Origin of the sequence: Paenibacillus woosongensis (assembly GCF_009725165.1) — a bacterium.
GTDB classification, from domain to species: Bacteria; Bacillota; Bacilli; order Paenibacillales; family Paenibacillaceae; genus Fontibacillus; species Fontibacillus woosongensis.
Genome location: NZ_WNZW01000018.1, coordinates 14,872 through 40,220 on the forward strand (window position 1 = coordinate 14,872; position 25,349 = coordinate 40,220).

Annotated in this window: 30 protein-coding genes; 1 reads left to right on the top strand and 29 read right to left on the bottom strand. The window is 48.4% G+C overall.

Annotation, left to right across the window (positions count from 1 at the left end; all coding sequences use genetic code 11):
• Window positions 1–3: 3 nt before the first annotated feature.
• The 23 genes from GNP95_RS23940 to rpsJ all read right to left on the bottom strand — a co-directional run bounded on the left by GNP95_RS23940 (window position 4) and on the right by rpsJ (window position 11,547).
• A complete protein-coding gene (locus tag GNP95_RS23940; RefSeq protein ID WP_155613343.1) occupies window positions 4–648 on the bottom strand; it encodes an adenylate kinase in 645 nt (214 codons plus the stop codon).
• A 99-nt stretch (window positions 649–747) separates the two neighbouring features.
• Complete coding sequence (gene secY, locus GNP95_RS23945) at window positions 748–2,046, bottom strand: preprotein translocase subunit SecY (RefSeq protein ID WP_155613344.1); 1,299 nt, start codon at window positions 2,044–2,046, stop codon at window positions 748–750.
• On the bottom strand, window positions 2,046–2,486 hold the full coding sequence (gene rplO, locus GNP95_RS23950) for a 50S ribosomal protein L15 (protein WP_055105088.1): 441 nt from the start codon (window positions 2,484–2,486) through the stop codon (window positions 2,046–2,048). Before rplO ends, secY begins: the two co-directional genes overlap by 1 nt.
• A 103-nt stretch (window positions 2,487–2,589) precedes the next feature.
• Window positions 2,590–2,775 carry a 50S ribosomal protein L30 gene (gene rpmD / locus GNP95_RS23955; RefSeq protein WP_155613345.1) on the bottom strand — a complete coding sequence of 62 codons (186 nt, stop codon included), beginning with the start codon at window positions 2,773–2,775 and terminating at the stop codon, window positions 2,590–2,592.
• Between the two features lie 12 nt (window positions 2,776–2,787).
• Window positions 2,788–3,285: a 30S ribosomal protein S5 gene (gene rpsE, locus GNP95_RS23960; protein ID WP_055105086.1), complete on the bottom strand. Its 498-nt coding sequence runs from the start codon at window positions 3,283–3,285 to the stop codon at window positions 2,788–2,790.
• Window positions 3,286–3,312: 27 nt separating this feature from the next.
• Window positions 3,313–3,678, bottom strand: coding sequence for a 50S ribosomal protein L18 (gene rplR / locus GNP95_RS23965; RefSeq protein ID WP_155613346.1), 366 nt, complete (start codon window positions 3,676–3,678; stop codon window positions 3,313–3,315).
• Between the two features lie 83 nt (window positions 3,679–3,761).
• Window positions 3,762–4,304 carry a 50S ribosomal protein L6 gene (gene rplF, locus GNP95_RS23970; RefSeq protein ID WP_155613347.1) on the bottom strand — a complete coding sequence of 181 codons (543 nt, stop codon included), beginning with the start codon at window positions 4,302–4,304 and terminating at the stop codon, window positions 3,762–3,764.
• 30 nt (window positions 4,305–4,334) lie between these two features.
• Complete coding sequence (gene rpsH, locus GNP95_RS23975) at window positions 4,335–4,733, bottom strand: 30S ribosomal protein S8 (RefSeq protein ID WP_155613348.1); 399 nt, start codon at window positions 4,731–4,733, stop codon at window positions 4,335–4,337.
• 31 nt (window positions 4,734–4,764) lie between these two features.
• A complete protein-coding gene (locus GNP95_RS23980) occupies window positions 4,765–4,950 on the bottom strand; it encodes a type Z 30S ribosomal protein S14 (protein WP_013312154.1) in 186 nt (61 codons plus the stop codon).
• A 48-nt stretch (window positions 4,951–4,998) separates the two neighbouring features.
• On the bottom strand, window positions 4,999–5,541 hold the full coding sequence (rplE, locus tag GNP95_RS23985) for a 50S ribosomal protein L5 (protein ID WP_019635780.1): 543 nt from the start codon (window positions 5,539–5,541) through the stop codon (window positions 4,999–5,001).
• A 33-nt stretch (window positions 5,542–5,574) separates the two neighbouring features.
• Window positions 5,575–5,928 carry a 50S ribosomal protein L24 gene (rplX, locus tag GNP95_RS23990; protein WP_055105082.1) on the bottom strand — a complete coding sequence of 118 codons (354 nt, stop codon included), beginning with the start codon at window positions 5,926–5,928 and terminating at the stop codon, window positions 5,575–5,577.
• A 46-nt stretch (window positions 5,929–5,974) separates the two neighbouring features.
• The gene (gene rplN, locus GNP95_RS23995; protein WP_155613349.1) at window positions 5,975–6,343 is read right to left on the bottom strand and encodes a 50S ribosomal protein L14; all 369 of its coding nucleotides are present in this window, start codon (window positions 6,341–6,343) and stop codon (window positions 5,975–5,977) included.
• A 36-nt stretch (window positions 6,344–6,379) separates the two neighbouring features.
• Window positions 6,380–6,643, bottom strand: coding sequence for a 30S ribosomal protein S17 (gene rpsQ, locus GNP95_RS24000; RefSeq protein ID WP_110931223.1), 264 nt, complete (start codon window positions 6,641–6,643; stop codon window positions 6,380–6,382).
• Between the two features lie 50 nt (window positions 6,644–6,693).
• The gene (rpmC, locus tag GNP95_RS24005; protein ID WP_019635776.1) at window positions 6,694–6,894 is read right to left on the bottom strand and encodes a 50S ribosomal protein L29; all 201 of its coding nucleotides are present in this window, start codon (window positions 6,892–6,894) and stop codon (window positions 6,694–6,696) included.
• On the bottom strand, window positions 6,884–7,318 hold the full coding sequence (gene rplP / locus GNP95_RS24010) for a 50S ribosomal protein L16 (RefSeq protein ID WP_155613350.1): 435 nt from the start codon (window positions 7,316–7,318) through the stop codon (window positions 6,884–6,886). Before rplP ends, rpmC begins: the two co-directional genes overlap by 11 nt.
• A 2-nt stretch (window positions 7,319–7,320) precedes the next feature.
• Window positions 7,321–7,989: a 30S ribosomal protein S3 gene (gene rpsC, locus GNP95_RS24015; protein ID WP_330163605.1), complete on the bottom strand. Its 669-nt coding sequence runs from the start codon at window positions 7,987–7,989 to the stop codon at window positions 7,321–7,323.
• Between the two features lie 13 nt (window positions 7,990–8,002).
• Window positions 8,003–8,335 carry a 50S ribosomal protein L22 gene (rplV, locus tag GNP95_RS24020; protein WP_019635773.1) on the bottom strand — a complete coding sequence of 111 codons (333 nt, stop codon included), beginning with the start codon at window positions 8,333–8,335 and terminating at the stop codon, window positions 8,003–8,005.
• A 36-nt stretch (window positions 8,336–8,371) separates the two neighbouring features.
• The gene (gene rpsS, locus GNP95_RS24025) at window positions 8,372–8,650 is read right to left on the bottom strand and encodes a 30S ribosomal protein S19 (RefSeq protein ID WP_019635772.1); all 279 of its coding nucleotides are present in this window, start codon (window positions 8,648–8,650) and stop codon (window positions 8,372–8,374) included.
• 121 nt (window positions 8,651–8,771) lie between these two features.
• The gene (gene rplB / locus GNP95_RS24030; protein WP_110931219.1) at window positions 8,772–9,602 is read right to left on the bottom strand and encodes a 50S ribosomal protein L2; all 831 of its coding nucleotides are present in this window, start codon (window positions 9,600–9,602) and stop codon (window positions 8,772–8,774) included.
• A gap of 29 nt (window positions 9,603–9,631) precedes the next feature.
• The gene (gene rplW, locus GNP95_RS24035; RefSeq protein ID WP_155613351.1) at window positions 9,632–9,922 is read right to left on the bottom strand and encodes a 50S ribosomal protein L23; all 291 of its coding nucleotides are present in this window, start codon (window positions 9,920–9,922) and stop codon (window positions 9,632–9,634) included.
• Window positions 9,922–10,545: a 50S ribosomal protein L4 gene (gene rplD, locus GNP95_RS24040; protein ID WP_155613352.1), complete on the bottom strand. Its 624-nt coding sequence runs from the start codon at window positions 10,543–10,545 to the stop codon at window positions 9,922–9,924. Before rplD ends, rplW begins: the two co-directional genes overlap by 1 nt.
• 27 nt (window positions 10,546–10,572) lie before the next feature.
• Window positions 10,573–11,196, bottom strand: coding sequence for a 50S ribosomal protein L3 (gene rplC / locus GNP95_RS24045; RefSeq protein ID WP_155613353.1), 624 nt, complete (start codon window positions 11,194–11,196; stop codon window positions 10,573–10,575).
• A gap of 42 nt (window positions 11,197–11,238) precedes the next feature.
• Entirely contained in the window at window positions 11,239–11,547 is a 309-nt protein-coding gene (gene rpsJ / locus GNP95_RS24050; RefSeq protein ID WP_006676490.1) for a 30S ribosomal protein S10, read from the bottom strand.
• A 437-nt stretch (window positions 11,548–11,984) separates the two neighbouring features.
• Between rpsJ and GNP95_RS24055 the strand changes: the two genes are divergently transcribed.
• A complete protein-coding gene (locus GNP95_RS24055) occupies window positions 11,985–16,253 on the top strand; it encodes a glycosyl hydrolase (RefSeq protein ID WP_155613354.1) in 4,269 nt (1,422 codons plus the stop codon).
• Between the two features lie 533 nt (window positions 16,254–16,786).
• Here the strand turns inward: GNP95_RS24055 and tuf are convergent.
• From tuf to rpoC, 6 genes are all read right to left on the bottom strand, one after another.
• The gene (gene tuf / locus GNP95_RS24060; protein ID WP_155613355.1) at window positions 16,787–17,980 is read right to left on the bottom strand and encodes an elongation factor Tu; all 1,194 of its coding nucleotides are present in this window, start codon (window positions 17,978–17,980) and stop codon (window positions 16,787–16,789) included.
• A 93-nt stretch (window positions 17,981–18,073) separates the two neighbouring features.
• Complete coding sequence (fusA, locus tag GNP95_RS24065) at window positions 18,074–20,152, bottom strand: elongation factor G (RefSeq protein WP_155613356.1); 2,079 nt, start codon at window positions 20,150–20,152, stop codon at window positions 18,074–18,076.
• A gap of 50 nt (window positions 20,153–20,202) precedes the next feature.
• Window positions 20,203–20,673, bottom strand: a complete 471-nt coding sequence (gene rpsG, locus GNP95_RS24070; protein WP_155613357.1) for a 30S ribosomal protein S7 — start codon at window positions 20,671–20,673, stop codon at window positions 20,203–20,205.
• A 52-nt stretch (window positions 20,674–20,725) separates the two neighbouring features.
• A complete protein-coding gene (rpsL, locus tag GNP95_RS24075) occupies window positions 20,726–21,145 on the bottom strand; it encodes a 30S ribosomal protein S12 (protein WP_155613358.1) in 420 nt (139 codons plus the stop codon).
• Between the two features lie 144 nt (window positions 21,146–21,289).
• Window positions 21,290–21,541 carry a ribosomal L7Ae/L30e/S12e/Gadd45 family protein gene (locus GNP95_RS24080; protein ID WP_155613359.1) on the bottom strand — a complete coding sequence of 84 codons (252 nt, stop codon included), beginning with the start codon at window positions 21,539–21,541 and terminating at the stop codon, window positions 21,290–21,292.
• Window positions 21,542–21,732: 191 nt separating this feature from the next.
• A complete protein-coding gene (gene rpoC, locus GNP95_RS24085; RefSeq protein ID WP_155613360.1) occupies window positions 21,733–25,344 on the bottom strand; it encodes a DNA-directed RNA polymerase subunit beta' in 3,612 nt (1,203 codons plus the stop codon).
• Window positions 25,345–25,349: the final 5 nt, after the last annotated feature.

Here is a 25,349-nt window from a genome sequence, read left to right on the forward strand (position 1 = left end):
TACTTAACCTCGCAGTAAAGATACGATTTCTTTCGTTACCGTATCGATTTCCTGTTCTCCATCAATTTCGCGCAGCAGCCCTTTTTCTTCATAGAACTGAAGAAGCGGCGCTGTCTTGTTGATGTATTCGTCCAGCCGTGTGCCTACGCTCTCTTCATTATCGTCAGAACGTTGGTACAATTCTCCGCCGCACTTATCGCAAACACCTTCCTGTTTAGGAGGATTAAAGATCACATGATAAGTAGAGCCGCAAGATTTGCAAATCCGTCGTCCCGTAAGACGAGCCAGCAATTTGTTACGATCCACTTTCAGGTTGATGACGTGCGTAAGCTTGCGATTCAGTTCGCTAAGCAGCTCCTCCAGCGCTTCCGCTTGCGAAAGGGTTCTTGGAAATCCATCCAGTAAGAAACCATTTTCGCAATCGGACTGCTGAAGTCTTTCGCGAACGATACCTACGGTGACATCATCAGGTACCAGCAGGCCTTGATCGATATACTCCTTGGCTTTCAGCCCAACAGGCGTTCCTTGCTTGATCGCCAGACGAAATGCATCGCCTGTCGAAATATGAGGAATGCCAAATTCGTTAACGATCGCCTCTGCTTGTGTTCCTTTTCCCGCTCCAGGAGGTCCCATGAATAGAATGTTCATGTCAAGCACTCCCTTCGAGACTGGTTCACTTCGCTAAGAAAACAGAACAATAGGCGCCAGGAGAGTTCGTTAACCAAGCTCAATCCTGGAACCTATCTCCTATTTATTAATGAAGCCTTTGTAGTGACGTTTAATCAATTGCCCTTCGATCGTCTTCATCGTATCAAGCGCAACACCGATAACGATCAGAATGGAAGTACCTCCGATTTGCACGGTACGCGGCAATCCTGCCAATGCACCGAGAATAACCGGGAGTACGGAGATAAAGGCGAGGAACAATGCGCCGGTCATCGTCAAACGGGATAGAACCCGAGTCAGATAAGTGGCCGTTGTTTTCCCCGGACGGATCCCCGGAATGTAGCCGCCGTTCTTCTTCATGTTATCCGCCATTTGCTGCGGGTTCATCTGTACAAACGTATAGAAGAACGTAAATCCAATAATCATGATTACATACAACACAATACCCAACGGACGGTCAATGTTCATGTTGTTGCTGATCCATTGTGCCCAAGTGTGTGTTGACCAGAAGCTTGCAATGACTATCGGAAACTGCAGCAGGGATGATGCGAAGATAACCGGAATAACACCCGCTGCGTTAATTTTGAGCGGAATGTGCGTGTTCTGCCCGCCATACATTTTGTTTCCGACAACACGCTTAGCGTATTGTACAGGAATTTTACGGATGGCTTGCTGGATGTAAATTACACCGATAACAATTAACACCAACACGATGATAATCGCAATTGCTTTAACAATGTTCATGAACGTTTGCCCAGTAACTATGAAATCAGACATTGCGATATTTTGTATATGAGTTGGTATCGAGGCGACGATACCCGCGAAAATAATCAGCGAAATACCGTTACCGATTCCCTTATCCGTAATTTGCTCACCAAGCCACATCAAGAACGACGTACCCGCGGTCAAAACAATCGCGATCAACATATAATCCCCGAACGTAGCGTTCGGCACCATCTCCGTATAATACAGCCGGTTGAACCCGATCGATGTCGCAAAGGCTTGAATGAGGGCCAAGACCACCGTTAAGTAACGAGTGACTTGGGCCGTCTTCTTCTTGCCATGCTCACCTTGTTTCGCCCATTCTGCCAGCTTAGGAATAACATCCATGGACAGGAGCTGAATAATAATGGAGGCGGTGATATAAGGGAAAATCCCGATTGCAAAAATCGAGAAATTATGCAGCGCGCCGCCCGAGAAGATGTTCAATAGCCCGAGCAAATCGCTCCCCGCTACGTTTGTCGTTTTGAACACTTCTTTATTAACGCCCGGAACCGGAACAAATGTACCGATCCGGTAGATAATAAAGATAAAGAGAGTGAACAAAATACGGGTCCGCAGATCCTTAACGTGCCATATGTTCTTCATGGTTTTAAACATTAGATCACCTCGGTTTTACCGCCGGCAGCCTCGATTTTCTCCACCGCGGATTGAGAGAACTTATTCGCTTTAACCGTCAATTTGACAGTCAGTTCACCGTTGCCAAGAATCTTGATGCCGCTTTTTGCGTCTTTCACGATTCCTTGTTCAAACAACAGCTCAGGAGTAACCTCTGTATCCGCCGCAAAGTTGTTCAATTCCTGGGTGTTCACAATCGCATACTCTTTCCGCGTTGGATTCGTAAATCCGCGTTTTGGCAAGCGACGATACAACGGGTTTTGACCGCCTTCGAAGCCCGGACGGACACCGCCGCCGGAACGAGCATTTTGACCTTTGTGACCACGTGTTGATGTTTTACCCATGCCGCTTCCTGTACCGCGTCCTACGCGTTTGCGTTCTTTGCGGGAACCAGGAGCTGGGGAAAGCTCATGTAACTTCATCGTTCGTTGCACCTCCTTATTTATTGTTTCACTTGCGGGTAAAGGTAAACCTTAGGTCCACCAATTTCATTCGTTAGCTAATCCGCTAATACTTGTCAGGGAGTTATCCTTGGAGTTCTTCAACGGATACCAGATGGCTTACATGATTGATCATGCCGCGAATGGCAGGATTATCTTGTTGAACCACGGATTGGTTTACCTTACGCAGTCCCAGTGTTTTAACAGTCGTGCGTTGTTTCTCCGATGTGCCGATCAAACTACGTACGAGGGTAATTTGCAGCTTTGCCATGAGATTCCCTCCTTAACCGAGAAGTTCTTCGACGGTTTTACCGCGTAATTTCGCAACATCTTCAGCGCGTTTCAGACGGGACAAGCCCTCCAAAGTCGCGTTAACCATGTTGATGGAATTCGAAGAACCTAAAGATTTTGTTAGAATGTCGCCTACGCCAGCAAGTTCGAGTACCGCACGAACTGGACCGCCTGCGATTACCCCGGTACCTTCGGAAGCCGGTTTAAGAAGAACGCGGCCTGCACCGAAGTGACCGATTACTTGGTGAGGGACTGTCGTTCCCACAAGCGGAACGAATACAAGGTTTTTCTTAGCATCTTCGATTCCTTTGCGAATCGCATCAGGAACCTCGCCTGCCTTACCGATCCCAGCGCCAACCCAGCCTTTGCCGTCCCCGACAACTACGAGCGCACTGAAGCTAAAACGGCGTCCGCCTTTTACTACTTTAGCTACGCGGTTAATATTTACAACTCTTTCAGTCAGTTCTAAAGTATTCGGATCTACACGCAAGTCGTTAACCTCCTTTTAGTGATTATTTTAGAATTCAAGGCCTGCTTCGCGAGCCGCGTCTGCCAGAGCCTGAATACGTCCGTGATACAAGTATCCCCCACGGTCAAACACAACGTTTTTGAAGCCTTTTTCCTGAGCGCGTTTTGCGATCAGTTCGCCAACTTTTTTAGCAGACTCCACATTGCCGCCGTTTGTAATTCCGCTCAATTCTTTATCAAGTGTCGATGCCGATGCCAGAGTAACCCCAGCCACATCATCGATCAGCTGTGCATAGATATGTTTGGCAGAACGGAATACGTTCAATCTTGGACGAACAGCCGTTCCTTGGATTTTTCTCCGTACGCGCAAATGTCTTTTCAGACGAGCTTTGTTCTTATCAGCTTTTGTAATCATGACTTCCATTTCACTCCCTTCGGTTTACCTAAACAACACAAATCGTTCAACTCGCCAGAAGGATTGGTCCGCTAAGAAGAAAGTTATTTCTTCTTACCGGCTTTACCTTCTTTACGGATAATGCGTTCACCTTCGTACTTGATCCCTTTGCCTTTGTATGGCTCAGGCTCGCGTACGGAACGAATTTTAGCAGCATATTCGCCAACACGCTCTTTGTTAATTCCGCTAACGACGATCTTCGTGTTCGAAGGCACTTCAAATGTAATGCCTGGCTCTGGAGTGATTTCTACAGGATGGGAGTACCCTACGTTGAGTACGAGCTTCTCTCCGGATTTGCTTGCGCGGTATCCGACCCCAACCAGCTCAAGGTTTCTAGTGAAACCTTCAGTTACTCCACTAACCATGTTGCTCACTACACTGCGCGTTGTACCGTGCAGGGAACGATGCGTTTTATGATCAGAAGGACGTTCTACTGTGATCTCATTGTTCTCAACAGTAATTTTCATGTCCTTGTGAAGTTCACGAGTCAAAGAACCTTTCGGCCCTTTTACTGTAATCACATTATTATCAAGTGTGATATCCACACCACTTGGTACTGTAATTGGTTTGCGACCAATTCGAGACATTTGCTGCACCTCCTTGTTTTGTGACGTTAATTACCAAACGTAGCAGACAACTTCGCCGCCGGCTTTAGACTGACGTGCTTCTTTGTCGGTCATAACACCTTTGGAAGTGGAAATAATCGCGATTCCCAGTCCGCCCAGAACACGAGGAACCTCAGTGCTCTTTGTGTAAACGCGAAGACCTGGTTTACTGATTCTTTTCAAGCCAGTAATAACGCGTTCGTTGTTAGGGCCGTATTTCAGGAAAAGACGGATCATCCCTTGTTTGTTGTCATCAATATATTCTGCATCGCGGATGAAGCCTTCACGCTTCAGAATCTCGGCGATTTGCTTCTTGATCGTTGAGGCAGGCAGTTCCACCGTTTCGTGGCGAACCGTGTTCGCGTTACGAATACGAGTAAGCATATCTGCAATTGGATCTGACATAGTCATACGTGTAAACCTCCTTCCCGTTGTTGATTGTTTACCAGCTTGCTTTTTTCACGCCAGGAATCTGGCCTTTATAAGCTAATTCACGGAAACAAATTCTGCATATTTTAAATTTTTGCAGTACCGAATGTGGACGACCGCAACGCTCACAACGGGTGTATGCCCGTACTTTAAATTTCGGTGTGCGTTGTTGTTTAACTTTCATCGAAGTTTTTGCCACTTAGCCTGACACCTCCTAAATAGTTTCGGAGAATTCGTTACGACCTACTTATTTTACGAAAGGCATTCCCAGTCCTGTGAGCAATTCACGGGACTCTTCATCCGTCTTAGCCGTTGTTACAATAACAATGTCCATACCGCGAACTTTGTCGACTTGATCGTATTCGATCTCAGGGAAAATCAATTGCTCTTTCAAACCAAGCGTGTAGTTACCGCGTCCGTCAAACGCTTTGTTCGATACGCCGTGGAAGTCACGTACACGCGGAAGCGTTACGTTGAACAATTTGTCGAGGAAATGGTACATGCGCTCACCGCGAAGAGTTACCTTCACGCCGATTGGCATGTTCTCACGAAGCTTAAATCCGGCGATGGATTTCTTAGCACGCGTGATGACTGGCTTTTGACCAGCGATCAGCTGCAAATCGTTAACCGCGGAATCAAGAACTTTCGAGTTTGCTACGGCTTCACCAACACCCATGTTGATAACTACCTTCTCAACTTTAGGTACTTGCATTACCGTTGTATAGTTGAATTTTTGAATCAAAGCAGGCGTTACTTCATTCAAAAAACGTTCTTTCAATCTTGCTGCCATGAATCATGGACCTCCTTTCTTTGCGTTACTGGATTAGTCGATTACTTCACCCGATTTTTTAGCAACACGAACTTTTTTGCCATTGTCCAATACTTTGTAACCGATACGGGTTACGCTTCCGCTCTTAGGATCAACGTGCATAACGTTCGAAACGTGAATCGGAGCTTCCTTCTCAATAATTCCGCCTTGCGGGTTCAGCTGATTTGGTTTTTGGTGTTTCTTAACCATGTTCACGCCTTCCACAAGTACGCGGTTTTCGCGAGGATACGCAGCGATGACGCGGCCTTTTTTGCCTTTGTCTTTACCCGTAATCACGATAACCGTGTCGTCTTTTTTGACATGCAGTTTATTGTTATGGGATTCTAGAACCTTCTTCAGTCTAGGCATTCTTTACACCTCCTGTTTCGTCGAAACTTCATGTTTCACATACGTACTAGATAACTTCCGGAGCCAAGGAAATGATTTTCATGAAATCTCTATCACGAAGTTCACGAGCAACAGGTCCGAAAATACGTGTACCGCGCGGGCTCTTGTCGTCTTTAACAACAACCGCTGCATTTTCGTCAAACGAGATATAAGAACCATCTTTACGACGAACGGAACGTTTCGTACGAACGATTACTGCTTTAACGATGTCACCCTTTTTGACAACGCCGCCTGGTGTTGCTTGTTTTACGGAACAAACGATCAAATCTCCAATATGCGCTGAACGACGACCAGTACCACCTAGAACGCGGATACACATCAATTCCTTCGCACCAGAGTTGTCGGCTACATGCAATCGCGAGAATGCTTGAATCATGGTTATTTCCTCCTTTCAGTTTAAGCTGCCATGCTGTTAGATAATAATCGCTGCTTCGATGATCTCTGCTAGTCTCCAACGCTTGTCTTTGGACAGCGGACGAGTTTCGACGATTCTAACCGTATCACCAATTTTTGCAGTGTTGTTCTCATCATGCGCTTTAAATTTTTTCGTATATTTAATGCGTTTATGGTACAAATCATGTTTCTTGTAAGTCTCAACAGCTACAACGATGGTTTTATCCATTTTGTCACTGACAACTTTACCAACTTGCACTTTACGGGCATTGCGTTCGCTCATGGTTAGCCTCCTTCCTGGACTTAGGCGCTTCGCTTACGTGGAGCGCAGTATTAGCTAGTAATACCAAGTTCTCTTTCATGTAAAATGGTTTTAGCACGAGCTATATCTTTCCGCACGTCACGGATTCGAGTCGGGTTATCGAGCTGGCCGGTGGCCAATTGAAAACGGAGGTTGAAAAGCTCTTCCTTAAAACCCGCAATTTTTTGTTCGATTTCAGCAGTGGTTAAGTTGCGAAGTTCATTAGCTTTCATTTGCTTCACCACCCAATTCTTCACGTTTCACAAACTTTGTTTTGATTGGCAGTTTGTGAGCGGCAAGCCGCATAGCTTCACGAGCAATTTCCTCGGGTACACCAGCAAGCTCAAACAAGATTTTGCCTGGTTTCACAACTGCAACCCATTTCTCAACGTTACCTTTACCGCTACCCATCCGCACTTCAAGAGGCTTTTGAGTAATTGGCTTGTCAGGGAAAATTTTAATCCATACTTTACCGCCCCGTTTGATATAACGAGTCATCGCGATACGCGCAGCCTCGATTTGGCGGTTCGTAATCCATGTAGGCTCAAGAGCTTGCAGGCCGTATTCGCCGAAGTTCAGCTCAGTTCCGCCTTTAGCTTGGCCTCTCAAACTACCGCGCTGCTGCTTGCGGTGTTTTACACGTTTAGGTACCAACATGATTAATTGCCTCCTTCCTGGGCAGCTTGTTGTTTCTTAGCCGTAGGAAGAACCTCTCCACGATAAATCCATACTTTTACGCCAAGACGTCCATAGGTCGTATGAGCTTCAGCCGTACCGTAATCAATATCAGCGCGAAGCGTATGAAGTGGAACAGTTCCTTCACTGTAGCCTTCCGAACGAGCAATCTCAGCACCGCCAAGACGACCGCTGACTGCTGTTTTGATCCCTTTAGCACCTGCGCGCATTGTTCTTTGAATCGCTTGTTTAAGCGCACGACGGAAAGAAACACGACGCTCCAATTGTTGTGCGATGCTCTCAGCGACAAGAATCGCGTCAAGATCAGGTTTTTTGATTTCAGAGATATTGATGTGAACTTTTTTGCCGCCTGCGATTTTCGTAATTTGATTACGCAGGTTTTCAACTTCCGAACCGCCCTTACCGATAACCATGCCCGGCTTAGCAGTATGGATCGTTACATTCACACGATTAGCCGCTCTCTCGATTTCGATCCGAGATACCGCGGAGTCTTTCAGTTTGTTTTTCAGGTGCTCACGAATTTTAACGTCTTCAAGCAAAAGATCACCGAAATCTTTGCCTGCGTACCATTTGGATTCCCAGTCACGGATAATCCCTACTCGTAGTCCGACCGGATTTACTTTTTGGCCCACGCGTTTTCCCTCCTTATTTTTCGGATACCACCAAAGTAATGTGGCTGGTGCGTTTGTTGATCCGACTTGCACGTCCCATTGCCCGCGGGCGGAAACGTTTCATTGTAGGACCTTGGTTTACGTACGCTTCCGTAACAACCAATTTATTTACATCCAGAGAATAGTTGTGCTCTGCATTGGCAATCGCTGAATTCAAGAGCTTCTCCACGATTGGGGAAGCCGCCTTAGGCGTGTGGCGAAGAATCGCGATAGCATCGCCAACTTGCTTGCCACGGATCAAATCGATAACCAATTTAGCTTTCCGCGGAGCAATACGGATGGACCTTGCATGTGCTTTAGCTTCCATTGTGTGTTACCTCCTCTCAAACGAAGAACTTATCGCTTAACGTCTCGTTTTCTTATCGTCGTCCGTATGACCTTTATAGGTACGGGTTGGAGCAAATTCGCCGAGTTTATGTCCGACCATATCCTCAGTAACATATACCGGAACATGCTTGCGGCCATCATATACACCGAATGTATGTCCAATGAATTGCGGGAAAATCGTAGAGCGACGGGACCAAGTTTTGATAACTACCTTCTTGTTCGATGCGCTCGCTTCTTCCACTTTCTTCAACAGGTAACCATCAATAAATGGCCCCTTTTTCAGACTGCGACTCATGTATTTTTCCTCCCTTCGCCACTTTGAAAAATGACTTCGCCTTCTTTTAGGCTAAGCCGGCTTATGCCAGCTGTTGATATCTCTCGTTGCCGCAACCAGGAAGTGATCCGCTAGCAGCGGATTACTTCGTACGGCCGCGAACGATATATTTATCAGAAGCTTTGCCTTTTTTACGCGTTTTGTAACCAAGCGTCGGTTTGCCCCATGGAGAAAGCGGAGACTTACGTCCGATTGGCGCACGGCCTTCACCACCACCGTGTGGGTGATCGTTCGGGTTCATGACGACACCGCGTACAGATGGGCGCTTGCCAAGCCAACGGCCGCGGCCAGCTTTACCGATCTTGATCAATTCATGGTCTTGGTTACCTACAGAACCAATCGTCGCGCGGCAAACTTTAAGAATTTTACGCACTTCGCCAGAAGACAGGCGAACGGATACGTACTTATCTTCTTTACCGAGCAATTGTCCTTCTGTACCAGCCGCACGAACGAGCTGTCCGCCTTTGCCTGGTTGAAGTTCAATGTTGTGGATAACTGTACCTACTGGAATGTTCTCCAAAGGAAGAGCATTACCGATTTTGATGTCAGATCCAGGTCCTGACTCGATCATGTCGCCTACTTTCAGTCCTTTCGGAGCCAAAATGTAGCGTTTCTCGCCGTCAACATAGTGGATCAGAGCGATATTGGAAGTCCGGTTCGGGTCGTACTCGATTGTAGCAACGCGACCTGGAATTCCATCCTTATTACGTTTGAAGTCGATGATCCGGTAGTTACGTTTGTGTCCTCCACCATGGTGGCGAACCGTAATTTTACCGTGGTTGTTACGTCCAGCCGTTTTGCTCAGTGGAGCAAGCAACGATTTCTCCGGACGATCCGTAGTAATTTCTTCAAAAGTGGATACAGACATATTCCGTCTTGCTGGAGATGTCGGTTTATACTTTTTAATTGGCACTGTTTTTCCCTCCTTGCTCTAACGTTCTATTATACCGATTCAAAAAATTCAAGCGGCTTGCTGTCAGCCGTTAGCGTAACGAATGCTTTTTTCCATTCAGGAGTATATCCGAAGTGGCGTCCGTAACGTTTAGGCTTGGCAGGAACACGCAGTGTATTCACATTGCTCACTTTAACATTGAAGATCGCTTCTACAGCTTGTTTGATTTCGGTTTTGTTCGCACGAATGTCTACTTCGAAAACATATTTGTTCTCGCTCATGTAATCAGCCGTACGTTCCGTAATCAGGGGACGTTTAATTATATCACGAGGATCTTTCATTACGCGAGCACCTCCTCTACCTTCTGAACTGCTTCTTTCGTAATGATCAGTTTGTCGTGCGTCAGCACGTCAAGAACATTAATGCCGTCAGCTGCAACGAATTTAACACCTGGGATGTTGCGTGCGGACAATGCTACATTGTCATCATAGCTAGGCGCTACGATCAATGCTTTGCGGTCTACTTTCAGGTTGTTCAGAATCGCTGCGAACTCTTTCGTCTTAGGAGCGTTCAGGCTGAGCGCATCCAATACGATAATGTCTTGGTCGATCACTTTCGAAGAAAGAGCCGATTTGATTGCCAAACGACGAACTTTCTTAGGCAATTTGTACGCATAGCTGCGTGGAGTCGGACCGAACACGATTCCGCCGCCAACCCATTGTGGGGAGCGGATCGAACCTTGACGAGCACGACCTGTGCCTTTTTGTTTCCATGGTTTACGGCCGCCGCCGCGAACTTCGGAGCGTCCTTTTACTTTATGAGTACCCAAACGCAGGGAAGCGCGCTGCATAACAACTGCGTCGTGAAGAACGTGAACGTTCGGTTCGATTCCGAATACCGCGTCATTCAGTTCAACTTCGCCCACTTGGCTACCGCTGACATTATATAGTGCTACTTTAGGCATTGCTTGTTCCTCCTTTCCTTAAGGCGATTACTTCTTAACCGCTTGTTTGATTTTAACTACGCTATTTTTAGGACCTGGAATGGATCCTTTAACGAGCAATACGTTACGCTCTGCATCCACGCGGATGACTTCAAGGTTCTGGATCGTAATCGTTTCGTTACCCATATGCCCTGGCAATTTTTTGCCTTTAGGAACACGGTTGGCTTGGATGGAACCCATGGAACCTGGACCGCGATGGTAACGGGAACCGTGAGACATAGGCCCGCGGCTTTGACCCCAACGTTTGATGTTACCTTGGAATCCTTTACCTTTAGAAATACCTGTTACGTCAACAAATTCGCCTTCAGCAAAAATATCAACTTTGACCTCTTGGCCAACTTCATATGTTGCCAAATCAATACCGCGAATTTCACGAACGTAGCGCTTAGGTGCTGTATTCGCCTTCTTAGCGTGACCTAATTCAGGTTTGTTAGCTCTGCTTTCTTTCTTATCGGCATAACCGATTTGAATCGCTTCGTAACCGTCGTTCTCCACATCTTTCTTCTGCAGAACAATGTTGGACTCAGCTTCGATAACCGTTACAGGAATAACAACGCCCTCTGGGGTAAACACTTGAGTCATTCCGAGTTTTTTCCCTAAGATACCTTTCATGTTGACACCTCTTTTCCTTTCCTAATCAACTCACGATTGATATTACAATTTGATTTCGATATCTACACCGGACGGCAGGTCCAAGCGCATCAAGGCATCCACAGTTTGTGGAGTCGGGTTCACAATGTCGATCAGACGTTTATGTGTACGCATTTCGAACTGCTCCCGGGAATCCTTGTACTTGTGTACCGCACGGAGAATAGTAATAACTTGTTTCTCAGTTGGAAGCGGAATTGGTCCGGATACGCCAGCACCTGAACGTTTTGCCGTTTCAACGATTTTCTCTGCGGATTGATCAAGAATTCTGTGATCATAAGCTTTCAAACGAATACGAATTTTTTGCTTTGCCATTTTAGTCCCTCCTTCTATCGCCCAATTTATTATCGGACATACTCCGTGAAAATTTTCTGACCGCCCTCCCATGGCAAAGGGGCCGGGTGTGTCAGTAACCTCTCACATCATCGCACAGTCACAGAACAACATTCACTATTATATAGAAAAGATAGATGTAATGCAAGCAAAATATTAGACATTTTTATTGGCCATTTCCTCGGCACATATATATAGAAGAAACTCGTTTTTTCGTGCCCGCAAAACGACAATTGAGGAACATAAAAACAAATACAGTACATATATCAGCTTGGTGAGACCTGCTATAATTCGTTGTTAAGCGCTTACATTATATCGATTTGAGCTTTTCTCCAATTTGCACAGGGAGGTGATACGCCGAATCTGGTTTTGATAGTTATTTGAAGGATTAGAAACCGATCAACTCTAGGAGGGTGAGCATGGAAAAACGACAGTATTACTTTTCCTTAGCTTTGGCACTTATTTTGATCTTATCAATGATTCCGCCCGCATTCGGAGCAGCAACAGAACAAACGGGCACCCACTGGGCTGCTGCCCCATTGAATCGCTGGCAGGAGCGCGGCGTCGTCCACGGATATGAAGATGGCTCGTTCAGACCAGATGGGAAAATAACCCGAGCCGAGTTCGTGACCATCATCAACAAGATATTCGGTGTTTCAGACCAGGGAGACAGCAACTTCTCCGACGTGCCTGCGAGCGCCTGGTTCGCCGTTCAGATGGCTGCCGCCAAAGCGGCCGGCTATTATGAAGGTTTTCCTGATGGTTCAGGCAAACCTGCAGCTAACATTAACCGGCAGGATGCGGCAGCACTTATGGCAAGAGTGCTGCAATTAAAGGGAGGAATGGATGACGACGCTCAAGCTGTATCCGGTTTAAGTTTTAGCGATGCTGCTTCCATCAGCCCTTATGCCAGGGAGGCCGTTCAGACTCTAGCTGCCAATCATGCCTTATCCGGATATGCTGATGGGACCTTCCGTCCGCAGCAGGATATGACACGGGCTGAAGCCATAACGCTGATCGATAGATTGGTCGCGGCCTACTACGCTGTCGAAGGCGATTATACGGGCGGCCTGATCGCTTCTCATACCGTTATTAACCAACCCGGGGTCACTCTAAAGAATTCTACCCTCTCTCGCAATCTCTATCTGGCCCGGGGCATTCGTAATGGAGATGTTACCCTGAACGGTGTACAGGTGAAGGGAACGGCCTTCATCTGGGGCGGCGAGAGCACGATTAGCGTACGCGACTCTATACTGCAGGATGTGCTGATCGATCGCAAAAACGGCCGCGTTCGCCTACATGCCGGCGGAACAACGAAGATTGTTAAGCTTATAGTCAACAGCTCCGGAACCATAGAGCTCGACGAGAATGCATCCATAGACCATCTTATCGTCAACCACCCTGCTGCCATCCTCATTCCAAAGGGCACTGTCATCCATACACTGGTCATTCATCCCGAGGCAGCCAATACAATCATTACCGGAGAAGGCGATATTGAACAGGCCGATGTCCGGGCAAAAGATGTGATGCTAAACGGTCAGCCGCTGCCGATTGGCACGGCCATCATCGTCGGAGGCAAGGTAAGCTCCCCATCCCCGGACCATAAGCCAAGTACAACTGCCGGCGCTACCTCCAGTAATCGAAGCGGCTCTTCAGGGTCCTATCCGGGAACGGGGCAGCAATATCCCGTCATTGACCTGGCCGATGCCCAAGCGACGGACAGTACGCGTTCCCTCTTCGCTTACTTGCAGGAGATCCGCGGAAAGCATATTCTTTTCGGGCATCAGCACCCGACGGATGAGGTATTGTCCACTACCCCTCCGGGTCAGCCGAAATCGGAAACCTACAGTGCTGTAGGCGATTACCCTGCGATGTTCGGGTGGGATACGCTAAGCCTGGAAGGATTTGAGAAGCCGGGTTCCCTCACGAATACACCGCAGCAGAATCGTGATAATCTGGTCGCCTCGATGAAAGAGGCTTATAAACTGGGCGGCGTGCTGAGCTTAAGCGCTCATATGCCAAACTTCGTAACCGGCGGCGATTTCTACGATACGAGCGGGAATGTAGTGTCGCATATTTTGCCGGGCGGCGACAAGCACGAGGACTACAACGCCTTCCTGGACCGAATCGCGGATTTCACGCACCATCTCAAGGATGAGAACGGCAATTTGATTCCGGTTATTTTCCGGCCATTCCACGAGCAAAACGGCGGCTGGTTCTGGTGGGGAGCTCCCTATACGACAAAAGAGCAATATATTGAAATTTATCGTTACACTGTAGAATACCTAAGGGATGAAAAGGGCGTGCGTAATTTCCTCTATGCCTTCTCTCCAGGAAGCCCGTTCAACAATTCGGAAGCTACCTTCTTAAAAACGTATCCGGGTGACGACTATGTCGATATTCTCGGATTTGACACTTATTACGACGGAAACAACCAAGCCTGGTTCGAAGCGGTCGTCGACGATGCTAAGCTGATATCGCAGATCGCCGATGCACGCGGCAAGGTCGCTGCCTTTACGGAATTCGGCTATTCCAATGTCAAACCGACTGGGACAGCTGATTTGCATTTCTTCACCAAGTTGAGCGCAGCCCTCCAGTCCGATCCGGATGCGAAGCGGATGGCCTACATGTTAACCTGGGCGAACTTTAATTATAATTCTATCTTCGTGCCTTACCGCAACTCGGCGATGTATGGCGATCATGAGCTCCTGCCTGATTTCGAACAGTATTATGCCGATCCGTACACATATTTCAGCCGCGATCTAAGCGGGGTGTACAACAAGAAGCTCAGAACAGCAAAAGAAAAACCGTTTATGCACATCGTGTCCCCTACCGGACAAGAGACGATCAGAAATGCCTCGACCACGATTCGGGCCAAAGTATTAAACCAGAATGTCAGCAAAGTCGTTTACCTGGTCGGCGACGAAATAACCGAACATGAAATGTCCATGAACGACAAAGGCTTTTATGCCGCCGAATGGCAGCCTCCAGCAGAGCTAAACGGCAAGGAAACCACATTGACCGTTAAAACCTATGGCAAAGACCATTCAGTCCTGTCTCAGACCATTACGATTTACATTGGTATCCAGGAAAAAGTGTTGAAGCAGTTCACTTTCGATCAAGATATTGCCGGCGTGGCAAGCAACGGCAATTGGCCTGATACGATTCAAACGCAGTATGCACACGGTATGCTTGCCAACGATGGAAAACTGAAAATTAACGTCAGCGGCCTGACAGGATCCGACAGCTGGCAAGAGCTGAAGATCGGCCTACCCGACATCGCCGGGCAAGTTACACTGCCATACGTGAATCGGGTTAGTTTCGAAGCTTGGATACCAGCAGCCGCCGGAGATCACGACGCTGCTCATGTAAATCTGCGGGCAGCCGCAGAACTGCCGCCAAATAACACTAAATTTGAGACAACGAGCGTAACCGCATGGAGCGAGCTTCCAAGAATTACGATCGGCGGCGAGGAATATGTCGCCTATAGCGCCCTGATGGACCTGACCGATCAGGATCAACTCGCAGCAGCTGAAGGCTTACAGTTAGCCCTGATTGGCAGCGGCCTGAATTATGACGGCCCGATCTATGTTGATAATATCCGGCTAATCAATGCCTATACCGGAGAAACTAATGATCCTGCCCACGTTGATGATTTCGATGGGTATAAGGGGAGTAATGAGCTGCTCCGTTCAGGCTATAGCCCAAATGGGGATGCCAATTCCATCTCGCTTGATGCGGAGCATAAGCAAAGCGGTCAATTCGGATTAAAATTGGACTACACTTTGGCCGGGCAGGGATATACGGGAATTACTAAAAATCTTGGCAGCCGTGACTGGTCTCAGACCGGGAAGCTGAAATTTTGGCTAGAGCCAGATGGCAGCGGCAAAAAACTGGTCATCCAGATCAAAGCGAACGATATTCACTTTGAGTATTATCCTTCGCTTGCGGACAGCGCGCCCCGGTGGATTGAGATTCCGTTCAAAGATTTCTCCGTTGCGCCTTGGGATTCCGCCAATCAGAGCAAGAAGCTGGACACAACTCATGCGAAAAAAGTGCAGGCATTTTCGATCTATGTCAATGCACTAGCCAATGATTCGTATTCCAAAGACAATCCTTTCCTGGGTACGCTTTACCTGGACAGCATTCATGTCATCCCCGGCAGTTCCGGAGACATCCCGAAGGGTGAAGATGACGGGACTGACCCTGGAAACGGAGGCGGGATACAGCCTGGAACGCTGTATGGCTTTGAGACAGACACTGCAGGCTGGGAGGTCGAGGCTACTCAGAATTTTGCCAATGCTGCACCTCCAACCGTAACCACGGATGTGTACGCCGAAGGCATCCAATCGCTGCTAACCACCTTCGAGCTGGACGGTACCTCCTTTGAACTGACAAAATACGCGGATTTTGACTTCAGCGGGCTGCAAGCCTTAAACGCAAAAGTCAAATTATCCACAGGTTCTGCCCATATCTATTTCTATGTAAAAACAGGCAGCTCCTGGACTTGGTACGACAGCGGCATCACCCTTGTCGAAGCCTCTGAAGCAGGCTTCAAAACGTTAAGCATCGATTTGTCCCAGGTTGAGAATCTCCATCAGGTCAAATCTCTGGGCTTCAAAATCGAGCCGGTTCCCGGCGAAACGGGAGCAGCGACCCTGTACATTGATGATATTTCCTTATTTTAAGTAGAACCGTAAATAGGCCGAGTCAAGTGAATGCTTGATCCGGCCTATTTCTTATAGTTCGTTTGCTATGAATTCTTGCCTTATTCGGGTAGAAAAGATCTAGGCTAATTGGTTGGCTACCCCCGTAATGCTTACGGACACAGATGCCGCTATACTTGCAAAATACGACCATTCAGTGTGCTAACGGACTATGGGGGCGCTATTCATTAAAACAAGCCTGACTTCATCTCCATTTCAGGCCAATAAGGCCTCCTGGGTCCGTTACTCCCCAAAAGTGATCCCTTTTACTAAAATAACGGAATGAGGGTCCGCTAGTCTTATGTCTCAGCTATACACAGCCTGATTTTAACATTAAACTTTTGGCCTCTAGCATCACGTTACCATTTTAGTATAACTGTGGATAGTCTTGAGATCACGTTATTCTATCAACTTGAATCTTACTTCAAGCTTAAGAATACAGCCCATACAAAAAAGCTGCCCTAAGGATCTAATGACCCTCAGGGCAGCTTGGCAATAAGGTTTAAGAAACCTTATTATTTTTGGATGGAAACAACCGCACCGGATCCAACTGTACGGCCACCTTCACGGATGGAGAAGCGAGTTCCTTCTTCAATCGCGATAGGAGCGATCAGTTGTACAGTAACTTCGATGTTGTCGCCAGGCATAACCATTTCAGTACCTTCTGGCAGGTTGATGATACCTGTAACGTCAGTTGTACGGAAATAGAATTGTGGACGGTAACCTGTGAAGAAAGGTTTGTGACGTCCGCCCTCTTCTTTAGTCAATACGTATACTTGAGCAGTGAACTCAGTATGCGGATTAACGGAAGCTGGCTTTGCAAGAACTTGACCGCGCTCGATTTGTGTACGGTCTACACCACGGAGCAATGCACCGATGTTGTCGCCCGCTTCAGCGGAATCAAGCAATTTACGGAACATTTCAACGCCCGTAACAACGGATTTTTTAGTTTCTTCAGCAATACCAACGATTTCAACCTCGTCGCCGACTTTAACAGTACCACGCTCAACGCGGCCTGTAGCAACCGTACCACGACCAGTGATGGAGAATACGTCCTCAACTGGCATCAGGAATGGTTTGTCAACCGGACGCTCTGGAAGCGGAATGTACTCGTCGATGATTTCGAACATTTCGATGATTTTCTTAGCGTAGTCGCCATCTGGGTTTTGAAGTGCTTCACGAGCAGATCCACGGATGATTGGAGTGTCATCGCCTGGGAACTCATATTCGTTCAACAGGTCGCGAACTTCCATTTCAACCAGTTCCAGAAGCTCTTCGTCTTCAACCATGTCGCATTTGTTCAAGAATACAACGATGTAAGGAACGCCTACGTTACGGGACAACAGGATGTGCTCGCGAGTTTGCGGCATTGGGCCGTCAGCTGCGGATACAACCAGGATTGCGCCGTCCATTTGAGCCGCGCCAGTGATCATGTTTTTAACATAGTCGGCGTGACCTGGGCAGTCAACGTGAGCGTAGTGGCGGTTAGCCGACTCATACTCAACGTGGGAAGTGGAAATTGTGATACCGCGCTCGCGCTCTTCTGGAGCTTTGTCGATTTGGTCGTAAGCGATCGCGCTACCTCCACCGTAAGTTTTAGTCAAAACGGTAGTGATTGCTGCAGTCAAAGTAGTTTTACCATGGTCAACGTGACCGATTGTACCGATATTAACGTGCGGTTTTGTACGTTCGTATTTTGCCTTTGCCATTTTAAACAGTTCCTCCTTAAATATGGATTGTTATGTTGGACTGATCGGAGGGGCTCCCATGAAGGAATTCCCTCCGATCAGCAGATACAAAAATTATTCTTCGCCTTTATACTTCGATACGATTTCTTCGGAGATATTCTTAGGAACTTCTTCGTAGTGGGAAAGCTCCATCGAGAATACACCGCGTCCTTGCGTACCGGAACGAAGTGTTGTTGAATATCCGAACATTTCGGAAAGAGGCACTTTGGCACGAATGATTTGCGCGCTACCGCGGGAATCCATACCTTCGATACGTCCGCGACGGGAGTTCAGCATACCCATAACGTCACCCATGTACTCTTCCGGAACCGTAACTTCAACTTTCATGATTGGCTCAAGAAGAACAGCTTGACATTTGTCTTTAGCTGCTTTCAAAGCCATGGAACCAGCGATCTTAAACGCCATTTCACTGGAGTCAACATCGTGGTAAGAACCGTCGACGATTGTAGCTTTAACGTCTACAAGCGGGAAGCCTGCAAGAACACCATTCTTCATAGCTTCTTCGATACCTTGTTGTGCAGGAGCAATATACTCCCGAGGTACCGCACCACCGACGATTTTGCTGTCGAACTGGTTACCAGAACCAGCTTCCAGCGGTTCGAATTCAACCCAAACGTGACCGTATTGTCCACGACCACCGGATTGACGTACGAACTTACCTTCAACGCGCGCAGGTGCTTTGAATGTCTCACGGTATGCAACCTGTGGTTTACCCACGTTGGTCTCAACCTTGAATTCGCGGCGCATACGCTCGATGATGATATCAAGGTGAAGCTCACCCATACCAGCAAGGATCGTTTGACCCGTTTCTTCGTCTGTATGAGCACGTAGCGTAGGATCTTCCTCGGTCAATTTGCCGAGGGCAACGCCCATCTTGTCTTGGTCAGCTTTCGTTTTAGGTTCAACTGCGATTTCGATAACCGGATCAGGGAAGTTCATGGACTCCAGGATAACCGGATTCTTCTCATCACACAGTGTATCACCTGTGCCTGTATCTTTCAAACCAACCGCAGAAGCGATATCACCTGCGTAAACTTCAGTGATCTCTTGACGGCTGTTTGCGTGCATTTGCAGGATACGGCCGATCCGCTCACGTTTGCCTTTCGTTGCATTCAGCACGTAAGATCCCGATTGAAGAACACCGGAGTATACGCGGAAGAACGTCAGCTTACCAACGTAAGGGTCTGTCATGATTTTGAACGCCAATGCCGCGAACGGCTCTTCATCCGAAGAATGACGCTCTACTTCCGAACCGTCTTCCAGATGACCTTTAATGCTCGGAATATCAATTGGAGCAGGCAGGTAATCTACAACGGCATCCAGCATCAGCTGAACCCCTTTGTTACGGTAGGAAGATCCGCAAATAACTGGGAAGATTTTAACTTCAACAACACCCTTGCGAAGTGCTGCCTTGATTTCATCGACACTGATTTCCTCGCCTTCGAGGTATTTCATTGTCAACTCCTCGTCCAGTTCCGCAACCTTCTCAACTAGTTCAGCACGAAGTTCCTCTACTTGAGCTTTGTACTCCTCAGGAATTTCGGTCTCTTCGATGTTTTGGCCCATGTTGTCTTTGTACATGTACGCTTTCTCAGCAACAATGTCGATGATACCGACAAAGTTGTCCTCTGCACCGATTGGCAGTTGGATTGCAACTGCGTTCGCTTGCAGACGCTCGCGCATATCTTTAACAACGTTAAGGAAGTCCGCACCGATGATATCCATTTTGTTGACATAAGCAATACGAGGAACGCTATATTTGTCAGCCTGTCTCCATACGGTTTCCGACTGCGGCTCTACGCCTTCCTTGGCACTGAACACACCAACTGCCCCGTCCAATACACGAAGAGAACGTTCGACTTCAACAGTGAAGTCGACGTGTCCCGGGGTATCAATGATATTGACGCGGTGACCTTTCCAAGAAGCGGTCGTAGCAGCGGAAGTAATCGTAATCCCGCGCTCCTGCTCTTGCTCCATCCAGTCCATCGTTGCGGAACCCTCGTGGGTTTCGCCGATTTTATGCGTGCGGCCTGTGTAGAACAAGATACGCTCCGTGGTCGTCGTCTTACCGGCGTCAATATGCGCCATGATCCCGATATTACGTGTATTCTTCAAGGAGAACTCTCTTGCCATGAAATTTTCTCCCTTCGAATTATAGATTTATGTTGTGAATCAACCGAATCCTACCAGCGGTAGTGTGCGAACGCTTTGTTCGCTTCGGCCATTTTGTGCGTGTCTTCACGTTTCTTAACGGAAGCACCAGTGTTGTTGGATGCGTCGATAATCTCGGCAGCCAAACGCTCTTCCATAGTCTTCTCTCCGCGGTTGCGGGAGTAGTTTACGAGCCAACGTAGTCCCAGAGCTGTACGTCTCTCTGGTTTTACTTCGATAGGTACTTGGTAGTTGGAGCCGCCCACACGACGAGCTTTAACTTCGAGTACCGGCATGATGTTCTTAAGCGCTGCTTCAAATACTTCCATCGGGTCATTCCCTGTACGCTCTTGAATAAGTTTAAAAGCGTTATAAAGGATGCTTTGAGCAACACCACGTTTACCGTCGAGCATAATGCGGTTGATCAAGCGAGTAACAAGTTTGCTGTTATACACCGGATCCGGCAATACGTCTCTTTTGGCAACTGGACCTTTGCGTGGCATAGTTATCCCCCTTTCAGTGTTAGTTCAAACGTATAGCTATGACTCTAGCTAATTATTTTTTTGCTTTTGGACGTTTTGCGCCGTATTTGGAACGAGCTTGCATACGGTTGTTCACTCCAGCCGTATCCAGCGCTCCGCGAACGATATGATAACGTACCCCTGGAAGGTCTTTGACCCGGCCACCGCGAATCAGCACGACACTGTGCTCTTGCAGGTTGTGTCCGATACCTGGGATATAAGCAGTCACCTCAACACGGTTCGTCAAGCGAACACGCGCGTATTTACGAAGTGCGGAGTTCGGTTTCTTAGGAGTCATTGTCCCTACCCGAGTGCACACACCACGTTTTTGAGGAGAATTCAATTCGGTAGCTTCGCGTTTGAGAGCGTTAAACCCTCTGTGCAATGCTGGTGATTTGGATTTGTAAATCTTGTCTTGACGACCTTTACGTACCAATTGGTTGATTGTTGGCATGTTGTTGCCACCCCCTTCCTCAGTAATAAATGTTTCTTTACAAACCTTTTGTTAAGCCCACAGACCCAGGCGGTTCATAAAAGAACAAAGGAAAAGTTTTTGCCGAAAGGTTTGCCCTAAATCAGCAAAAACGATTTTCTCAAGCTATCTCTTTACAATCGCAGCCATCGCTGCCCCTACTTCAATCCCGCAAGCAATGCCGAGATTGTGCATCGTATCCACATAAGTCAATTTGACACCATGTTGGTTACACAGAGCGATAATCTTCGATGTAAGGCGCGGATCTGCATCTTCAGCCACATATACTTCTTCGGCACGACCGAGCTCTACTGCCCGCATCGTTTGTTTCGTGCCGATTTTGACATGAGCGTCCTGTAGCCCTCTATCGTTAGACATCATCTAGTCCTCCAATTTACAGGGATTCACCGTACTCACGCACTTTGATATATTAGCATTTTGCTATAGGCGATGTCAAGCAATTTATTTACAAGAAAATAACCGCCTTATAGCTATCCTCGAACCTTAAACAAAGTAACGGTGCAGCCGAGTACATGTTCCACTTTCGGCTGCACCGCTTTTCAGGTTGTTTATTCGACCGTTACCGGCTCCTGACCTTCTTCAGCCTCGGTATTCTCCGGCTCTTCGAACTGTACGCTGCGGTAGCGGTTCATGCCCGTACCGGCAGGGATCAGCTTACCGATAATGACGTTCTCTTTCAGGCCAAGCAATTTATCTACTTTGCCTTTGATCGCGGCATCGGTAAGTACCCGGGTCGTCTCCTGGAAGGAAGCGGCCGATAGGAAAGAATCCGTCTCAAGCGACGCCTTCGTGATACCAAGGAGAACAGGCTTCGCAACCGCCGGCTCCTGGCCGGACAGAATCGCTTCCTTGTTCGCCATCTCATATTCATAGAGATCAACGAACGCTCCCGGCAGAAGAGGCGTATCCCCAGCATCAACGATGCGGATCTTGCGCAGCATTTGCTTGATCATAACCTCGATGTGCTTATCGTTGATTTCAACGCCCTGGTTACGGTATACGCGCTGAACTTCCTGAAGAATATAGTTCTGAACACCGCGAATCCCTTTGATGCGCAGAATTTCTTTCGGGTCAATGGAGCCGTCTGTCAGCTCGTCGCCCGCTTCGATTTCCTGTCCTTCGCTGACACGCAGGCGGGATCCGTAGGTGACGGAATAGACCTTCGTTTCCGCTTCGCCTTGAACCTCGATTTCCCGGCGGTCTTTGGCTTCGCGGATTTCTTTGATTACGCCGTCGATTTCACTGATCGTGGCTTGCCCTTTCGGGTTACGCGCCTCGAACAGCTCCTGAATACGCGGCAAACCTTGGGTAATGTCATCACCCGCAACGCCCCCGGTATGGAACGTACGCATTGTGAGCTGGGTTCCCGGTTCACCGATGGATTGTGCGGCGATGATACCCACCGCTTCACCGATCTCCACATGTTTGCCTGTCGCCAAGTTTCGCCCGTAGCACTTCTTACATACGCCATGGCGAGCGCGGCAGCTCAGCACGGAGCGGATTTGCAGCTTCGTAACGCCTGCGTCCACAACTTCATGCGCTTTGTCAGAATCGATCAGTTCATTGCGATGAACGATGATTTCCCCTGTCTTGGGATGCTTGATCGTCTCGAAGGAATAGCGTCCTTCAATACGGTCGTACAGATCCTCGATGACCTCTTTACCATCCTGGATGACGCCGACGGTAAAGCCTTTATCCGTACCGCAGTCTTCCTCGCGGACGATAACGTCCTGTGCAACGTCAACGAGACGGCGGGTCAGGTAACCCGAGTCAGCGGTCCGCAGCGCGGTATCCGCCAGACCTTTACGCGCACCGTGCGTCGACAGGAAGTACTCGAGAACCGTGAGGCCTTCGCGGAAGTTCGACTTGATTGGGAGCTCGATGATCCGACCGGACGGGTTGGCCATCAGACCCCGCATACCGCCAAGCTGCGTAATCTGCGATTTGTTACCCCGCGCCTTGGAATCGACCATGAGCATGATGGAGTTGAAGCGATCCATCGATTTCATGAGCACGTCGGTAATTTGGTCTTTCGATTTGGACCAGATGTCGATAACCCGGTCGTAACGCTCTTCGTTCGTAATCAGACCACGGCGGTACTGATTCGTAACAACGCGAACCTTCTCATCCGACTCTCGCAGGATCTCTTGCTTCGCATCCGGAACGACAACGTCGGAGACAGCAATACTAACGCCTGCACGAGTAGAGTAGGTGAAGCCGGTTTGCTTGATTTTATCGAGAATAACCGACGTTTCCGTCGTATGGTATATTTCGAAGCAGCGGCCGATAATTTCTCCAAGGTACTCTTTCCCGATTCCCCCGGTTTGCGGCACGGCCATAATGCGTTCAAATACGTTGGCGCCTTTGTCATAAATAAAGTAATGATCCGGCGTTCCTTGGAACAGGTTGCTGCGCGAAGGCTCATTAATGTACGGGAAGCTGGCTGGGAAAATTTCATTGAAAATAATCCGGCCAACCGTCGTCACAAGCAGCGCATTTTGCTGAGCTTCGGTAAATCCTGTTTTGCCAAGCGCTTTAGCCGGGATGGCTACACGCGCATGCAGAGATACCGTTCCCCGCTGATAAGCGGAAACTGCTTCGTGAGTGGACCCGAGAATCATTCCTGATCCCTTAGCTTCCTTATTGTCCATCGTCAGATAGAAGGAGCCGAGAACCATATCCTGTGAAGGAGTAACAACCGGTTTACCGTCTTTCGGGTTCAGGATGTTGCCGGAAGCAAGCATCAGAATCCGGGCTTCCGCCTGCGCTTCTGCGCTGAGCGGTACGTGCACAGCCATTTGGTCACCGTCAAAGTCCGCGTTATATGCAGTACATACGAGCGGGTGCAGACGGATCGCTCGGCCTTCGACCAGAATCGGCTCGAACGCCTGAATTCCCAAGCGGTGAAGCGTAGGAGCACGGTTAAGCAGAACCGGATGCTCTTTAATGACTTCTTCTAGCACATCCCATACCTCTGGGCTGACGCGTTCAACTTTACGTTTCGCGCTCTTGATGTTGTGAGCCAGGCCTTTATTGACCAGTTCCTTCATCACGAACGGCTTGAACAGTTCCAGCGCCATTTCCTTCGGCAGACCGCATTGGTACATCTTCAAGTAAGGACCTACGACGATAACGGAACGACCAGAGTAGTCAACCCGTTTTCCGAGCAGGTTCTGACGGAAGCGTCCTTGCTTCCCTTTCAGCATGTGGCTGAGGGATTTGAGCGGACGGTTACCTGGGCCCGTTACCGGACGGCCGCGGCGGCCGTTATCGATCAAGGCGTCAACCGCTTCCTGCAGCATGCGCTTCTCATTCTGCACGATAATATCCGGCGCACCGAGATCGAGCAGACGTTTCAAACGGTTGTTGCGGTTAATCACGCGGCGATACAAATCATTCAGGTCAGACGTCGCAAAACGGCCGCCATCCAGCTGGACCATCGGACGAAGCTCAGGCGGAATAACTGGAAGCACGTCGAGAATCATCCATTCCGGTTCGTTGCCGGAATTCCGGAAGGCTTCGATGACTTCCAGGCGTTTGATCGCACGGTTGCGGCGTTGGCCTTGAGCCGTGCGGAGCTCTTCTTTCAAAAATTCAAGCTCTTTGTCGATATCGAGATCCTGGAGCAGCTTCTTAACCGCTTCAGCGCCCATGCCGGCTTGGAAGCCATAGCCGTATTTTTCACGGTAGCTGCGGTATTCCTTCTCGGACAGGAGCTGTTTTTTCTCCAGCGGCGTCTCGCCTGGATCGGTAACAACATAAGATGCAAAGTAAATAATCTCTTCCAATGAACGAGGCGACATATCGAGCGCCAGGCCCATCCGGCTTGGAATCCCTTTGAAGTACCAAATATGGGATACCGGGGCGGCGAGTTCAATGTGACCCATGCGTTCACGGCGAACTTTAGCTCTAGTTACTTCGACGCCGCAGCGATCGCAGACGACGCCTTTATAACGGACACGCTTATACTTACCGCAATGACATTCCCAGTCTTTGGTCGGGCCAAAGATTTTCTCGCAGAACAGCCCTTCCTTTTCCGGTTTTAGCGTACGGTAGTTGATCGTTTCCGGTTTCTTCACTTCTCCGCGGGACCAAGAACGAATTTTGTCTGGGGAAGCAAGCCCAATTTTCATAAACTCGAAGTTGTTGACGTCCAACAAGGAGC

Excerpts from the sequence above, each read along its gene's own strand:
- rpsJ (WP_006676490.1), bottom strand. The coding sequence starts at position 11,547 with ATGGCAAAGCAAAAAATTCGTATTCGTTTGAAAGCTTATGATCACAGA.
- secY (WP_155613344.1), bottom strand. The coding sequence starts at position 2,046 with ATGTTTAAAACCATGAAGAACATATGGCACGTTAAGGATCTGCGGACC.
- rplN (WP_155613349.1), bottom strand. The coding sequence starts at position 6,343 with ATGATTCAAGCATTCTCGCGATTGCATGTAGCCGACAACTCTGGTGCG.
- rplD (WP_155613352.1), bottom strand. The coding sequence starts at position 10,545 with ATGCCTAAAGTAGCACTATATAATGTCAGCGGTAGCCAAGTGGGCGAA.
- rplP (WP_155613350.1), bottom strand. The coding sequence starts at position 7,318 with ATGTTGGTACCTAAACGTGTAAAACACCGCAAGCAGCAGCGCGGTAGT.
- rpmC (WP_019635776.1), bottom strand. The coding sequence starts at position 6,894 with ATGAAAGCTAATGAACTTCGCAACTTAACCACTGCTGAAATCGAACAA.
- GNP95_RS24080 (WP_155613359.1), bottom strand. The coding sequence starts at position 21,541 with ATGTCTAACGATAGAGGGCTACAGGACGCTCATGTCAAAATCGGCACG.
- rplW (WP_155613351.1), bottom strand. The coding sequence starts at position 9,922 with ATGAAAGATCCTCGTGATATAATTAAACGTCCCCTGATTACGGAACGT.
- GNP95_RS24055 (WP_155613354.1), top strand. The coding sequence starts at position 11,985 with ATGGAAAAACGACAGTATTACTTTTCCTTAGCTTTGGCACTTATTTTG.
- rpsG (WP_155613357.1), bottom strand. The coding sequence starts at position 20,673 with ATGCCACGCAAAGGTCCAGTTGCCAAAAGAGACGTATTGCCGGATCCG.
- fusA (WP_155613356.1), bottom strand. The coding sequence starts at position 20,152 with ATGGCAAGAGAGTTCTCCTTGAAGAATACACGTAATATCGGGATCATG.
- rplC (WP_155613353.1), bottom strand. The coding sequence starts at position 11,196 with ATGAAAGGTATCTTAGGGAAAAAACTCGGAATGACTCAAGTGTTTACC.
- rpsL (WP_155613358.1), bottom strand. The coding sequence starts at position 21,145 with ATGCCAACAATCAACCAATTGGTACGTAAAGGTCGTCAAGACAAGATT.
- tuf (WP_155613355.1), bottom strand. The coding sequence starts at position 17,980 with ATGGCAAAGGCAAAATACGAACGTACAAAACCGCACGTTAATATCGGT.
- GNP95_RS23940 (WP_155613343.1), bottom strand. The coding sequence starts at position 648 with ATGAACATTCTATTCATGGGACCTCCTGGAGCGGGAAAAGGAACACAA.
- rpsH (WP_155613348.1), bottom strand. The coding sequence starts at position 4,733 with ATGACTATGTCAGATCCAATTGCAGATATGCTTACTCGTATTCGTAAC.
- rplV (WP_019635773.1), bottom strand. The coding sequence starts at position 8,335 with ATGGAAGCTAAAGCACATGCAAGGTCCATCCGTATTGCTCCGCGGAAA.
- rplR (WP_155613346.1), bottom strand. The coding sequence starts at position 3,678 with ATGATTACAAAAGCTGATAAGAACAAAGCTCGTCTGAAAAGACATTTG.
- rpsS (WP_019635772.1), bottom strand. The coding sequence starts at position 8,650 with ATGAGTCGCAGTCTGAAAAAGGGGCCATTTATTGATGGTTACCTGTTG.
- rpsQ (WP_110931223.1), bottom strand. The coding sequence starts at position 6,643 with ATGAGCGAACGCAATGCCCGTAAAGTGCAAGTTGGTAAAGTTGTCAGT.
- rplO (WP_055105088.1), bottom strand. The coding sequence starts at position 2,486 with ATGAAGTTACATGAGCTTTCCCCAGCTCCTGGTTCCCGCAAAGAACGC.
- rplE (WP_019635780.1), bottom strand. The coding sequence starts at position 5,541 with ATGGCAGCAAGATTGAAAGAACGTTTTTTGAATGAAGTAACGCCTGCT.
- rplF (WP_155613347.1), bottom strand. The coding sequence starts at position 4,304 with ATGTCTCGAATTGGTCGCAAACCAATTACAGTACCAAGTGGTGTGGAT.
- rplX (WP_055105082.1), bottom strand. The coding sequence starts at position 5,928 with ATGCCTAGACTGAAGAAGGTTCTAGAATCCCATAACAATAAACTGCAT.
- rpmD (WP_155613345.1), bottom strand. The coding sequence starts at position 2,775 with ATGGCAAAGCTGCAAATTACCCTCGTACGTAGTTTGATCGGCACATCG.